Genomic DNA, 14,654 nt, shown 5'->3' on the forward strand with positions numbered 1-14,654 from the left:
CACAGTTTTAACGTCGAGTTCGAGTCATCCGGTCGGGAACGAGATACCGCCGTCGCTCCGAACGAGTCAGGCCGGCAGCACTACGCGTAGTTGTACTCGAGTTCGATCACGTTCGCCGCACCCTGGAGCGCGGTCAGATAGTCGCCGTAGAACTGATCGTCGTCGACGCGGTGGACGGGGCAAGAGAGACCGATCGACGCGATACTTCGCCCGTCGTCGTCGGTGATCGGTGCAGCGAGCGATCGCAACCCGGGCCGTTGTTCCTCGTCGCTCTCCGCGTACCCTCGTTCGCGGATTGCGGTCAGTTCGTTGTCGAGGGACTCACGTGTCGTGATGGTGTTCGACGTGAGCATCGGTAAACCGTGCTCCGAAACGATGCCGTCGACCTCACACTGGGAGCGGAACGCGAGTAGCGCTTTTCCGGACGCCGTACTGTGGAGGTGGACGGGTTCGCCTTCGTGCGTGCCCAGTTCGATTCCGTTCGTTCCGCTGGCGTAGTACAGGTAGACCCCGAGGCCGTTGTTCTCGACGAACAGCGTCGCGAGTTCGCCCGTCTCCTCGGCGAGGCGATCGACCTGCGGTTGGGCGATGTCGTAGATGGGGACGAGATTTCTCGCGTGAGAGCCGAGACTGAAAAGCGGCAGTCCGATGTGGTACTCGTCGCCGTCCTTGTCGACGTACTCGTTATGCTCGAGCGTTTTCAGGTAGTTGTACACCGACCGCTGTCCGATGTCGACCCGCTCCGTGATCTCGCCGATGGTCGCACCGTCGAGGTCGCGGATGACCTCCAAGATTTCGAAGGTGCGGCTAACGGACCGGATAGAAGACTCTGACTTAGCCATAGTCGTAGTTACGCTCACCGCCACATATAGATTGTCCCGAGCCGAGAACTCGCCTAGTCCCGGCCGGCGAGATAGTCGACGAGTCGACACAACAACCCGGTCACTACCGGGTGCGATCCGGCGGTCGTCTGCACGCGGAACGTGCACGCGACGACCCGACCGTCGTCGACGGACCGCTCGAGGAGCGGACTCCCCTGGTCGGCCAGCCACCCCCGCACGAACCCGACGTGGACGGTGTCCTCCTCGGGCGCGACGTCCGCGACGATGTCGTACGGGTAGGCGTCTTCGAACTCCCACCCGAGGTGGCGGTTCGAACAGAACGCCTCGACGAGCGGCGAATCCTGGTAGAAAAACGACGCCGCGTTGTTCCAGCTGTCCGTCCGCGGGAGCGACCGAAACTCGAAAAACTCGGTCCCCTGCATCTCTCCCTGGCGGTCCGGGACGTGGACGGCGGTCCCCCCGTTCGAAACGAACTCGACGATCTCCGCGGTCGTCTCCGTCACGAACGCGACGTCGACGTCGGGCGTCAGGCGGTGGGTGACGTCGAATCCCACCGACGCGAGTCTCGAGGCGAGCGTCCCCTCGGCGAACACCAGCGCTTCCGGCGGTTCGCGCGGCGACGGGACGACGACGATCGGTTCCGTACGCGCCAGTTCCGTCTCGGAGCAGCCCCGAACCGTTAGATCAGCGATCTGTACCGACTCGACCTCCGGGGCGGTAATCCGAACCGGATCCAGTTCCGCTACGGAGTGTGGCGGGGCAGTCAGCTGTCGGGTTTCGGTCGTCCCGTCGAACTCCCACTCGAGGTCTTCGACGACGCGGTCGTCGGTATCGTTGACGAGCGCGATCTCGAGTTCGCACTCCCCGCCGCCCCACGCGACGTGCGAATCGACCGTCGGGACGATCGTCACGTCGGCGTTCAGCGCGGCGACGTCGTCGTAGACGGCCTTCTCGTTTCGGCAGTAATCGAGCAGGCCGGTCACCTCCCACTCGGTATCGTACAGCTGCGTCAGCACGTAGCCGGCGATTTCCTCCCGCGTTCGAAACTCGCCGAGGATGTGCTCGAGCGAGACGCTCGCGCGGTGTTGCCACGACGCGGCGAGGTCCTCGAGGCCGTCGAAGACGTCGTCGAGACCGGTCTCGGCGAACCGGTCCTGAACGCCGCTGGGCCGCTTGACCGGGTCGGTGAGGAACTCGTGGGAGAACCACGCCGGCTCTCGACCGTAGTGGTCGACGAGCGTGGAAACCGACGGAAACGAGAGGGCGCCGAACTCCGAGATCACGACCGGCTCGCCGTCGTCGGACCAGCGCTGGGTCGCGTAGTTATCCCGGCGGTGGTGGAGCGTGTGTTCCAGATTCTCGACCCACTCGGTCGCTCGGTCGGGACTGATACAGTACCAATGGTAGTCGTTGAGATCGGTCTCGACGTGGGCCCACCCGGAGTTGTCACAGACGAGGCGCGTCGGATCCCACTCCCGAACCGTTTCGACCAGCGACGCGAGGTACGTCTGCTTCGCCTCGTCGGTCCAGAGCGTCTCTTCGGCCTCGTCGTGGCCGATCCCCCACTCCTCGTGGTAGAGGCTCCAGACCACGACGCTCGGCCGGTTGTAGTCCCGTTCGACGAGCCGGCGGAGTTCGGTTTTCACCTCTTCTTTCGAGCGATCCGTATACTGTGCCGGGTTCGCCGGCTCCTCCCAGACGAGGATTCCCTGCCGGTCGGCTGCCTCGAGGAAATCGGGGTGGGCCGGTTTGAGGTGTTTGCGAACGAGGTTGAACCCGAGTTCCGAGACGCGCTCGAGTTCGCGCTCGAAGAAGCCGTCGTCCGGCGGTCGGTACAACGTCGTGGGGAAGTAGCCCTGATCGAGCACCCCGCGGAGTCGAATCGGGTCGCCGTTGAGCCGGAAGCCGTCGTCGTCGCGCTCGATCGTCCGGAGGCCGAAGTAATCCTCGTAGCGATCGAGCACCTCGCCGTTGGCTTCGAGCGTGATCTCGAGGTCGTACAGCGCCGGGGACTCGGGCGACCAGTACGCCGGCTCGTCGAACTCGAGGACGGCGTCGTCGTCCCCGTCTATCGGATGGACGGCGATCGCTTCGACCTCCCCGTCTCGCGAGGCTCGAACGACGGCGTCGACCGCCGACGGATCACTGTCGCCGACGTCGACATCAAGCGAGACGGCGGCGGTATCCGTCTCGAGGTCGGGCGTCACTTTCGCCCCCGAAACGTGGGTCTCCGGCCGGAACGAGAGCGTCACCGACTGCCAGATTCCGCTGACGCGCGTAAACCACGGCTCGCCCTGCTTCCCGTGGGGAATCTCCGACAGATCCTCGGGATCGTGAACCGCGACGGTGAGCGCGTTCTCCCCGTCGGTGATCGCATCCGTGATTTCGAACTCGAAGGGCAGGTAGCCGCCGCGGTTTTCGCCGACCCGCTCCCCGTTGACCCAGACGGTCGTCCAGTAGTCGGCGGCGCCGAATTCGACGAAGACGCGCCGTGACTCGAGTTCCGCCACGTCGACCTGAAAGGTCCGATTGTACCACGCGGTTCCGGTATATCCCCGCAGGCCGTCGTCCTCCTGCCAGCTGTGCGGAACGTCGACGGGATTGGCCTCGGTGAGCCACATCGCGAGTTCCGTCTGCCATCCCTCCGTCATCCCGATGCCGTCGGGATCGACTTCGAAGAGCCACTCCCCGTCGAGCGACCGAGAGCGGCGAAGGGACGTATCGTCGTTCATACCGGTGTGTCTGGTTGATCGGGGTTAAATCTTCAGTATCCGCCCAGCCCAGGAGGGCCTGGCAGTCTTCGACTGACTCGAGGCCGTCCGCCCCTCCGAACAACCGCAAACGATTCGCCGTATGCTATTTCTCTATAAGAAATAGATAGCGGCGGGATCGCATAATTACACGGGTACTGTTGTAACGAATGGTATGGTGTAACACGGAGAAATTCGGGATATTAGCGGCTCTACGGAGAAGACATTCTGTTTCTCATAAAGAAATACGTTCGTGGGCGCGGTGGAAACGCCGGCGCCGTTTCGCTCCGATCGAATCGAGACCGATCACGAACGCCGAACGAATCCGCAGTAGGGATCCGTACCAATAAGGTCGTCCAACAACGAAGAGCCACTCAATGACACACGCACGCACGGTCCGCCCCGGTCGACGACGTTCGCGCAACGGACTGGTACCCCACAGACCGGCTGGGCCGACGTGCGAGACCGGACGGTGTCGGACGGCCAGCCGATCAGAGGGGAACGACACGCCAGCAGACGGAGGACGATGACCGACGACGAACCAACGGACGACCGCGACGGACGCGTCCTGTACAGCCCCCCGGAGTGGGCGCCGGTCCCCGGGGCGATGTACCCTCGAGTCGCTCGACTCGAGCACGACGAGAGCGGCGACCCGACGCTTCTCGCGACGTTCGAATGTTACGAGACGGCGGGCAAGAACGGCACCGACGAGCCGTATTTCCCGGTCTATCGGAGCACCGACGACGGCCGAACCTGGTCTCGCTTCGCCGAGATTCGGGACACCCAGCACGGGTGGGGACTGCGGTACCAGCCGACGCTCTTCGAGGCCCCACAGCAGCTCGGTCCCTGGGAGGCGGGAACGGTCTTTGCCGTCGGAAACTCGATTCCGAGCGACCGCTCCGAGACGAGCATCGACCTCTACGCGAGCGAGGACGGCGGCCGGACCTGGACGTACGTCAGCACCGTCGACACGGGCGGAAAAGCCGTCCCGGGACGCGGGGAGTCGCCGGTGTGGGCGCCCGAACTGACCGTCGATGCCGACGGCAACCTCGTCTGTTACTTCTCCGACGCGCGCCACTCGGACGACGGCTACAACCGCGTCATCGGCCACCGCGTCTCCACAGACGGCGGGCAGACGTGGGACTCCGAGACGTTCGACGTCGCGATCGCGGACGACGAGTCGACGCCGGGAATGCCGACGATCACGAAACTCCCGACGGGCCGGTACCTCCTCGCGTACTTTATCGGCGGGCGGCGGTACGGGGGCGGCGTGTACGTCAAAACGTCGCCGAACGGCCGCGACTGGGGCGCACCCGACGACGTCGGATCGCCCGTCCGGACCGACGACGGGCGCCAGCTCATCGAGGGGCCCTACGCGACCTGGGTCCCCTACGGGGACGACGATGGGACGATTCTGGTCGCAGGAAAGACGCTCCGCGACCAGAACCGAAATCGCGTTTCCGAAAGCGGGACGGTCCTGCTCGCCTCGAGCGATCTCTCCGGCACGGAGACGTGGGAACCGGTTTCGGCACCGCTGTGGTACGACGACGAGCTCGAAACCGGCCACCGGTCCGTCGGGTGGACGAGCGCGTTGCTCCCGTCGGCGGACGGGACGGCGCTCCTGCACCTGACCTCGACGTACGACGGCCACGGCAAAACCGAGATCAGGTACGCGCGAGCGCCGCTGGAATCGCTTTTCGACTACGACTCGAGCGACCGTGCGGCGGAGGGGGCGTCGCAGCGACGGGCCGGCGATCGTTCATCGTCGTCCTCGCCGTCGCCGTCACCGTCGCAGGACCCGCCCGGAGCGGTCCGACGGTCGCGGGAGTCGACGCAGTCGGCGGAATCGCACCACGTCAAATCGATCGTCAAAGCGTTCGAACTCCTCGAGACGCTCGAGCAGACGGGCGAGATCGGCGTGACCGAACTGTCCAGACAGACCGGCATCGCGAAAAGTTCAGTCTACAAGTACCTCGACACGCTGCGACACCTCGGATACGTCACGAAATCCGACGGCGCCTACGCACCGTCGCTGCGACTGTTCCACTTCGGGCAACGCGTCGTCTCTCGCCACGAGGCCTACCGCATCGCACAGCCGGAACTCGACGCGCTGGCCGAGAAAACCGGCGAAGTGGTCTCGCTGATCGTCGAAGAGGACGGCGATGCGGTGTATCTCTACTCCACGTCGCCCCACGACGACCGGACCATCGAAGAGGGGAGCCGAATGCCGATCCACGCGTCGACGGGCGGGAAGGCGCTCCTCTCGTACCGATCGCGGGAGTACGTCGACGACATCCTCGAGAACACCGTGTTCGATATCGATCGCCAGAACTTCTACGCCGACCTGAAGCAAGCGCGCGACAACCGCGTCATCATCGATCGGGAAACGAACACGCAACAGTACAACGCAGGCGTGCTCGAAAAGCGCTGGCACTCCTTCGACCAGCAGGCGGAGACGAATCAACTCTATCGGATCGCCGTTCCGATTCGAGATGCAGATGACAAGGGGGTCGCCGCCATAGAAGTCCTCGGTTCGGAGTTGCAATACGATTCCCGACGCCTCCAGGAGGAGATCGTGCCGCTGCTGGTTTCGGCCGGGAAATCGCTCGAAACTGAACTCTTGCGCACCTAGCAGCGGAGGCCGCTATCGACCCGGTCCGACCGGTTTTCGGTGCTTCTCGATCGGGAACGAGGGAGCGGCGATGCCCGGATTCGCCGACCGTCGGGACGGATTGATTCGCTGGGTGCCGCGCGTATATATAATCAGTCGGCGGACGGAATTATCTTCACCCTTCAATTTGGTGTAATTTTGGATAATAATTTAATAACATTATGTACAATTCGCAGACGGATGTCACCAGATCCAACGGCAGATGGTAGTGTCGACAACGGTTCGGACGACGCGGGCCTGTCGCGTCGCGAACTGCTCGCAACGCAGTCCGTGTTGGTCGCCGGTTCGACGGTCGGACTCGGCGCCGGCATCGCGTCGGCCGAACCCCGGGAAACGATCGAGAACAGAGTTAGCGTCGATCCCCGCTCCCGGTCCGACGAGCCGGTCCCCGACACGCTGTTCGGCCGGCTGAACGAGCACTACGGGGACGCGACGATCTACCCGGGCGTCTACTCGCTGCACGTGATGAACCCGACGTTCTGGCGGGTTCCCGACGACTGGTTCAGCGACGAGATAGACGCGTTCTACGAGGTCGAGCGCCACGAGACGCTGCCGTTCCCGTGGGAGCCGGTCGGCGATTCGGGCGTCGCCTCCGAGCACCGCGCCGACGGCGACCGCGTCGCCGGCGGCGACTCGCCGCACGGGACCGTCGGCTACCCGCGGATCGCGGTCGACGACGCGGCCGACAGCGGCGGCCTCAAACAGCGGATCGTCCTGCCCGACAACCGGACGCTCGGCTACGACCTCGGCTTCTCGGTGCGCGGCGACGTCGACACCCTCACGGCGTCGCTGACGACGCTCGAGGGCGACGTGCTCGCCTCGACCGAGGTGGACGTTTCCGAGGAGTGGACGCGCTACGAACCGACGCTCGAACTCGAGGAGCAAAGCGGGGACGAGTACGTCGGCGGCGCCGTCGCGGACGTCGAAACGCCGTACGGGCAGTACGCCCTCGAGTTCACGACCGACGGCGTCGGCCACTTCGACATCGACTTTATCGAACTCGCGGCCGACGACGCCGTCAACGGGAAGTTCAACCCGTACACGGTCGAACTGCTGGAGGAACAGAACGGCACGTGGCTGAAGTGGCCCGGCGGCAACGTCACCAGCCAGTACAACTGGCGCGACGGGATCGGCCCGCTCGAGGAGCGCACGCCCCGGTTCAACCACGCCTGGCAGGGAATGCAGCCCAACTTCTTCGGTACCGCCGAATACTTAGAACTGTGCGAGGTCGCCGATCTCACGCCCGAGATCACGATCGGCTGGTGGGACAACCCCGACGACTGGGCCGAAGAGCGACAGATCCTGCCCGAAGACGCCGCCGACTGGGTCGAGTACGTCAACGGCTCGAGCGACACCGAGATGGGCGCGCTGCGCGCAGAACACGGCCGCACCGACCCCTGGAACGTCGACCACTGGGGCGTCGGCAACGAGGTCTGGGGGGACTGGCAGTGGGGCCACACATCGGACGCCTCGGAGTACGCTACCGGCTCCGAGGACCGGATCGGCTTCGACGAGTACGCCGCGGCGATGCGCGAGGTCGACGGTTCGATCACGATCATCGCGAGCGGGTGGGATCCGGCCGAGGCCGAACACAACGACAATCCGTGGAACGAGACGCTACTGGACGAACTGTCCCCAGAGCAACTCGACGGGCTGAACATCCACCGCTACCAGTGGGGACTCGAGAGCGCCGACGCGGTCGAGACGTGGAAGAACGACCACGACGCCGACGACTGGGACTACAGCGAAGTGATCGTGATGGCAGCGACCCAGCTCGGCGAGCAGCTCGCCGACCTCGGCGACCTGGCCGACGAGCACGGTTACGAGGACTTCTACGTCAACTTGAGCGAGATCGGCATCTTCCCGACCGTCGCGGACGGCGCGCCGTATCCGGGCCCGGAGACGATGCCCGGCGCGTCCTACGTCGCGGGCGTGCTCAACGCGTGTATTCGAGAGACGGATACCGTCAAGTGGGCCGCCCAAACGTGGGTCCCGATCAAGTCGTGGGTGCCGATGAAGACGGATGACTACCCGCCGGATCCGAACCCGCTCCGTCCCGACGGCTCCGTGACGGGGCTGTACTCGGCCGTCTTCGAGTACGACGCCGAGTGGCACGCGATCGACGTCGCGACGAGCGGCGCCGGTCGCGACCTCCCCGACACCGGGGAGCGGATCAACCCGATGGACGACGTCCCGTACGTCGACGCCGCCGCGATGCAGAACCGACGGGGCAAGGAACTGGCCCTGTTCCTGACCAACCGGAACCTCCGGGCACAGAGCGAGGTAACGATCGAACTGGGCGAGTGGTACGCCGACAAATCGGTCGAAATCGTCACGCTCGAGCCGGCTACCGACGAGCGGCCGCTCCCGCACGAGACGCCGACGTCGTGGGACGAACCGACGAACCACGCGGTCGAGCACACGATCGAGGACGTCGACGGCGACGGAACGGTCACGCTCGAGCTCGAGCCGGCGTCGATCGCCCGGCTGTTCGTCGACAACGACCGGGGTCGAGCCGATATCATCGGCGACAACGGCGTGTGGCCCGGACTCGACGGTGAGGAGGACATCCCGATCCGGAACAACAGCACACCCGGCAGGAAGAACGGCCACGGCAAGAAGAACGGGAATGGGAACGGGAACGGCAAAAAGCGCGGGCAGTCGAAATAGCCGAGTGCAGTAGCACGAGTCACTTCACAGTTATATTTTGGCGGCTGGTGGTCGAGCGTTCTGTCGGAGCTTGAACGGAGAGCCAGCAGGACGCACAACGTGGCCAACTAATAACAGTATAACATACTACGTCTAGAGCTGATAAAATACTGAATCTGATTCTCGAGAGTGATCATCGAATCTGGCCACGAGCTCGACGATTATAGAAACGAATTTTTACCACAGTATATCCATATATTCGCCCAATTACTCAGAAGAATGTGGATTATTTAGCTAACTCAAAATAGAATGCAAAGGACACCACTAGACGATCGATTACTGATCCTCAGTATAGACTGGTCAAATAACATAACCGAGGTCGAAATACTCGTTATTTTTATATTACTGTCACCTGGTTCCTCCACAGGTAGAATAGCTACCTATTGCAGCTATTGCACCTATCTTCGGTTCTGAAGATCGAACAATTACGGCAGGTCGAATACCGGGCGAAACACTGATTATCGGTCGAAACACGCCATCTCGAGGGTAGAAAAGCGAAACTCGGTTTACCCGCTTGAGCGGAAGAGTATCGAACGGCAAGTGTTTACAAGGACGGCCCTAGAACTGCGTCTATGGATACCCCCGGGTCGGAACCGGACGTTACACGGGAGGACGTGCGGGGTGTTTTTACGCAGTTCGAGCGGGCGTCGACACCGGTCACGGTCACGGACGTCGCCGAAACCCTCGACTGTCCGCAGCGAACTGCACGCCACACCTTAGACGAGCTCACCGACAGCGGCGAGGTAGAAACGCGGGAACTCGCCGACGGGACGCGAGTGTGGTGGCAGCCCGACGGCGACACCCGGACGCGGGCCGAAACCGAAACCCCCGACGAAGCGGAGTTCGCTGCCTTCGTGAGCGCCGTCAGGGACTACGCCATCTTCATGCTCGATCCCGAGGGGACCGTCGTCAACTGGAACGAGGGTGCCGAACGGATCAAAGGCTACCGAACCGAGGAGATCGTCGGCGAACACTTCTCGACCTTCTATACCGATTCCGATACCGACGCAGGCGTCCCCGAGGAGAATCTCGAGGCGGCGGCAGACGCGGGCCGCGTCGAGGACGAAGGGTGGCGCGTCCGCAAGGACGGCTCGCGGTTCTGGGCCCACGTCACGATCACCGCGATCCGCGACGACGACGGCACGCTGCAGGGCTTTACCAAGGTCACGCGAGATATGACCGAGCGCCGGGAGTACGAACAACGACTGCGCCGGGAGCGGGACTTCACCGAACGGATCCTCGAGACGATCCCGGTGGGTACCTGCGTCCTGACCCCGGACGGAACCCTCACCCGTGCAAACCGGCGGCTGCTTACCCGACTCGAAATCGACGAGTCGGAACGTTCGGAGTACACTATAGAGTCGTGGGAAGTCTACGACGGAGCGGGCGACCGCATTCCGCCAGCCGAACGGCCCTGGACGAAAGCCTTGGACACCGGGGACCCCGTCTACGATTACCAGTGCCAGCTCGACGTCCCGAACGGGGACCGACGCTGGGTCTCGCTCAACGCGGCGCCGCTCGAGGACGGCGAGGAGCAGCGGGTGATCCTCTCGGTCGAGGACATCGCCGAGCAAAAGGAGCGCGAACAGCAACTCCGGCGGCAGTATCGCCAGACGGAGCAACTGCTGCGGACGGCGCCGGTTGCGATCGCCGTTCAAAACAGCGACCGAGAGACGGTGATGGCGAACCGGCGGGCGGAGGTAGTGTTCGATCTCTCCGAAGCAGAATTCGCCGAAAACCCCGTGGATACGGGCGACTGGAAGATCTACGACGCCGACGGGAACCGACTCGAGCCGGACGAAACGACGTCGGCCCGCGTGGTAGAAAGCGGCGAACCGGTGTTCGACGAGGAGCTAATTTTCGAACTTCCGAACGGAGATCGGCGCCACTACCGCGTAAACACCGTGCCCGTGTTCGGCCCCGACGAAACGATCGATCGCATCATCACTGCGGGGAAAGACATCACCGAGCTCAAGGAACGAGAGCGGCAACTCGAACAGCGAAAGGCGGAACTCGAGACGGAACTCAACGGGATCCTCGGGCGGATCTCCGACGCGTTCTACGCGCTCGACGACGACTGGCAGTTGACGCACTTAAACGAGCGGGCCGCCGAACTCCTCGGGCGACCGGCCGACGAGTTACTGGGGCGGGAAATCTGGGACGTCCTTCCCGAGGCGGACGACGAACTGTACAGGACGAAATTCAGGACTGCGATGGAAACGCAGGAGCCGCTCAATTTCGAGGTCTACGAGGAGGGCACCGAGTCGTGGCTCGAGTTTTCAGTGTACCCGTCCGAATCGGGACTCTCGATTTACTTCCGCGACGTGACGGCGCGGGTCGAGCGCGAACAGGAACTGACGAAGTACGAAACCATCGTCGAGACGATCAACGACGGCATCTACGTCAAAGACGAGGACGGCTACTTCGCGATGGTCAACGAGGCGTACGCGGAGCTCACCGGCTACGATCGCACCGAACTCGTCGGCGAACACGCCTCGCTGGTCGTCGACGAGGAGACGATCACGGAATCGCGAGACCAGATCGCGGCCGGCGACGGCGCACCGCCGGCGATGGAGACGGAGCTCCAGACGGCCAGCGGAGACCGCGTCCCGGTCGAGGGGACCTTCGCGACGTTACAGACCGGCGACAGCCGCGAGGAGATCGGCGTGGTCCGCGACGTCACCGAGCGCAAGGAACGCGAACGGGCCCTCCGCGAGCGCGAACGTCGACTCAAGGAGCACAAGGAGTTCACTGACGACGTTCTGAACGCCGTCGACGACCTCTTCTACCTCATCGATGCGGACGGCAACTTGCAGCGGTGGAACGAGAGCGTGAACGACGTCACCGGCTACTCGGACGCGGAAATCGAGTCGATGACCGCACTGGACTTTTTCGACGAGGAGTACGCCGAGCAGGTCGCGGACACGATCGCCGACGGCTTCGAATCCGGCGATCTACAGATCGAAGCGAAGATTCGGACCAAGGACGGGGAGCGGATACCGTACGAGTTCACGGCGTCGACCCTCGAGGATCCGGACGGGAACGAGGTGCTCACCGGCATCGGCCGCGATATCACGGATCGCCTCGAGTACGAACGCCAGCTCGAGGAGTCGAACGAACGCTTGGAGCAGTTCGCCTACGCCGCCTCCCACGACCTGCAAGAGCCGCTGCGGATGGTGACCAGTTACCTGCAGTTGCTGGAGAATCGGTACGCCGACGACCTCGACGACGACGCGAAGGAATTCATCGAATTCGCCGTCGACGGCGCCGAGCGCATGCGCAAGATGATCGACGGCCTGCTCCAGTACTCGCGGGTCGAGACGCGGGGCGATCCGTTCGAGGCGGTCGATCTGAACGAGGTGCTCGACGAGACGCTCGAGAACCTCGAACTCCAGATCGACGAAAACCGGGCCGAGGTCGTAGTCGACTCGTTGCCGACCGTCCGCGGCGACGCGAGACAACTCCAACAGGTGTTCCAGAATCTGATCAGCAACGCGGTCGAGTACAGCGGCGAGGAGCCGCCCGAGATCCGTATCGTCGCCGAACGAGAGGGGGCGAAATACGTCGTCTCGGTTCACGACGACGGGATCGGGATCGACCCCGCGGATCAGGATCGAATCTTCGAAGTGTTCCACCGGCTCCACACCCACGAGGAACACCCCGGGACCGGGATCGGCCTCGCGCTCTGTCGTCGCATCGTCGAGCGCCACGGCGGCGAGATCTGGGTCGACTCCGAACCGGGAGACGGAACGACGTTTTCGTTTACGCTGCCCCCGGCGTGACGGCCGCGCCGTCGGCCGCACTATCGATCGCGGAGTGCTCGCCGGGCTACCACGGGAACAGCGGCGGGAGGGCGGAGGCAACCGACGATGCGGTTAGTTCGGCACCGTCCTCGCCGTAGGCCATCGTCGGATACGCATCAGTGGCGGCGGCGGCGTACTCGATAGACTGCTCGTATCCCGCTCTCGTGTGCGGTGAGAACGGCGTTTCCAATCCCTGCTCTTCGAGCACCCACTGGCCGAACCGCTCGTTCATGTCCTCGTTTGTCCGCCACTCGCCGCCGTCCGGTCGACTCCCCTCCTCGAACTCGGTTTCGTCGCGCTTTCGCTCCTCGACGTAGAGGTAGTGTTTCGGATACGGGCTGGCGTCCCAGACGCGGGCCAGCGTCGTCCCGTCGGCCAGCAGCGCGAGCTCGAGGAACGTGTACATCGTCGGCGGCTCCACGATGAACGCGGGAACGACCGCCGCGTCCATCCCCGTCGTCTCGAGGAACTCGACGGGGCCGAGCTCGTAGAACTTCTCGCGCATGATCTCGATGTACGTGTCGGTGCCGCCGTAGATGACCGAGGCGCGAACGCCCTCGACGCCGTCGACGACTTCGGTCACGGCGTCGCTCTCGAATCGTTCGACCGTCGCGCGAAGCTTGTCCTGGCCGCCAAACCAGTCGAGGTCGTCCCGCTCGATGATGTCTCGCACGACGTTGTCCTCTGACTTCTCGCCTTCGACGACGACGTACGACGGCTTCTCGTCCGCGTTCGTATCGTAAGAGAGACTCGAGTCGACGACGGTTCGACCGTCGGGGGTGGCGAACGACAGGTCAATCTGGTTCGCCAGCCGGTACTGTCGAAGCCCCTCGTCGTATTCGGGAAGCTGCTTTCGCATCTCGCGGACCGCCTGCAGGTCGTCCGGGAGGTCGGTTACGGCGTCGGCGACGAACCACGCGTCGAGGGACTTCCCGTAGTAGTCGGGCATCGCGCTGTTGAGGGGATCGCCGCCCTCCGAACTGTTCTCGTTGCGACCCGGAAGGAGCGTGACCGTCGTCGCCGACGTGGAACGCTCGACCATCAGTGCCACCCCCGTCCGAATTCGATCTCGGTTCCGGCAACCGTGAGCAGGTGCCGATTCGCGTCGAGCGTCTCGAATCGGTACGGTTCCGTTGCACCGTCAGCGAACACGAACTCGCCCTCCTCCCGCGCCTCTGTCTCCGCGGTCACCGTAGTACGGACGTAGACGCCGTGCTCGAACTGGAGGTCCCGCATCGTCGCTGCGAGGCGGGCTCGTCCGACGGCGCCGACCGAGTTGGTCGCACGGATCGCATCGAAGACGATTCCGCCGCGGCGCGTGTCGATCTCGGTCGACGAGCCCGAACCGCGGTCGGCCACCGACCACGTGATCTCGAGCCGCGGCATCGCGTCGAGGAGACCGGCGTCGACGTCGCTCACATCCCAGTAGACGCGTCCGGGCATCGCTTGCGGGACCGATACCGGGTCGGATTCGGCGATCGGATCCGTCGTTAGCCAGTCGTCGAGTCGATTCACCAGCCGAAAGCGAAACTCGAGGGGCGAGTCGGTCCCGGCAATTCGGCCCGGTGTCACGTCGGCGACGAAGTACGGGTGCGTCGACGGGTCGAGGTCGGTGAGCGGCCGCGAGATGGCGCGTCGCATTCCCGTCGACGGTCGCCTCGAGGGCGTACTCGCCTTCGGTGACCGCGGTCGGACGGTCGCGTCGGGCGACCCTCGACAACGCGACACCATCGCCGGGTCGCCACTCGTCGAGCGCCGATTCGAAGGTCCCGAGCGAGAGGGTATCGATCGCGTCAGTGCTCGCGTCGGCGGTCGTTCGCCGTGACGCGAGCGAACCGACGACGGCGGCGATACCGGTTCCCGCGACCGCCGATAAGAC

7 protein-coding genes are annotated in these 14,654 nt (G+C 64.0%); 3 read left to right on the forward strand and 4 right to left on the reverse strand.

Annotation, left to right across the window (positions count from 1 at the left end; translation table 11 throughout):
- Positions 1-80 precede the first annotated feature (80 nt).
- Both HALXA_RS18775 and HALXA_RS18780 read right to left on the reverse strand, forming a co-directional pair.
- On the reverse strand, positions 81-842 hold the full coding sequence (locus HALXA_RS18775) for an IclR family transcriptional regulator (RefSeq protein WP_013875843.1): 762 nt from the start codon (positions 840-842) through the stop codon (positions 81-83).
- A 53-nt stretch (positions 843-895) separates the two neighbouring features.
- Positions 896-3,574: a glycoside hydrolase family 2 protein gene (locus HALXA_RS18780; RefSeq protein WP_013875844.1), complete on the reverse strand. Its 2,679-nt coding sequence runs from the start codon at positions 3,572-3,574 to the stop codon at positions 896-898.
- A gap of 544 nt (positions 3,575-4,118) precedes the next feature.
- Between HALXA_RS18780 and HALXA_RS21210 the strand changes: the two genes are divergently transcribed.
- The 3 genes from HALXA_RS21210 to HALXA_RS18795 all read left to right on the forward strand — a co-directional run bounded on the left by HALXA_RS21210 (position 4,119) and on the right by HALXA_RS18795 (position 12,754).
- Positions 4,119-6,224 (forward strand): IclR family transcriptional regulator domain-containing protein, encoded by a 2,106-nt coding sequence (locus HALXA_RS21210; RefSeq protein WP_013875845.1) that lies wholly within the window; start codon positions 4,119-4,121, stop codon positions 6,222-6,224.
- A 219-nt stretch (positions 6,225-6,443) separates the two neighbouring features.
- Positions 6,444-8,933 carry an alpha-L-arabinofuranosidase gene (locus tag HALXA_RS18790; protein ID WP_013875846.1) on the forward strand — a complete coding sequence of 830 codons (2,490 nt, stop codon included), beginning with the start codon at positions 6,444-6,446 and terminating at the stop codon, positions 8,931-8,933.
- A gap of 611 nt (positions 8,934-9,544) precedes the next feature.
- A complete protein-coding gene (locus HALXA_RS18795; RefSeq protein WP_013875847.1) occupies positions 9,545-12,754 on the forward strand; it encodes a PAS domain-containing sensor histidine kinase in 3,210 nt (1,069 codons plus the stop codon).
- A 46-nt stretch (positions 12,755-12,800) separates the two neighbouring features.
- On the opposite strand, the gene HALXA_RS18800 is transcribed toward HALXA_RS18795, so the two are convergent.
- On the reverse strand, positions 12,801-13,817 hold the full coding sequence (locus HALXA_RS18800; protein WP_013875848.1) for a hypothetical protein: 1,017 nt from the start codon (positions 13,815-13,817) through the stop codon (positions 12,801-12,803).
- Positions 13,817-14,416, reverse strand: coding sequence for a hypothetical protein (locus HALXA_RS18805; RefSeq protein WP_013875849.1), 600 nt, complete (start codon positions 14,414-14,416; stop codon positions 13,817-13,819). The genes HALXA_RS18800 and HALXA_RS18805 overlap by 1 nt, the downstream gene beginning before the upstream one ends.
- Positions 14,417-14,654 lie beyond the last annotated feature (238 nt).

Origin of the sequence: Halopiger xanaduensis SH-6 (genome assembly GCF_000217715.1) — an archaeon.
GTDB lineage: Archaea > Halobacteriota > Halobacteria > Halobacteriales > Natrialbaceae > Halopiger > Halopiger xanaduensis.

Excerpts from the sequence above, each read along its gene's own strand:
- HALXA_RS18780 (WP_013875844.1), bottom strand. The coding sequence starts at position 3,574 with ATGAACGACGATACGTCCCTTCGCCGCTCTCGGTCGCTCGACGGGGAG.
- HALXA_RS18775 (WP_013875843.1), bottom strand. The coding sequence starts at position 842 with ATGGCTAAGTCAGAGTCTTCTATCCGGTCCGTTAGCCGCACCTTCGAA.
- HALXA_RS18800 (WP_013875848.1), bottom strand. The coding sequence starts at position 13,817 with ATGGTCGAGCGTTCCACGTCGGCGACGACGGTCACGCTCCTTCCGGGT.
- HALXA_RS21210 (WP_013875845.1), top strand. The coding sequence starts at position 4,119 with ATGACCGACGACGAACCAACGGACGACCGCGACGGACGCGTCCTGTAC.
- HALXA_RS18795 (WP_013875847.1), top strand. The coding sequence starts at position 9,545 with ATGGATACCCCCGGGTCGGAACCGGACGTTACACGGGAGGACGTGCGG.
- HALXA_RS18805 (WP_013875849.1), bottom strand. The coding sequence starts at position 14,416 with ATGCGACGCGCCATCTCGCGGCCGCTCACCGACCTCGACCCGTCGACG.
- HALXA_RS18790 (WP_013875846.1), top strand. The coding sequence starts at position 6,444 with ATGTCACCAGATCCAACGGCAGATGGTAGTGTCGACAACGGTTCGGAC.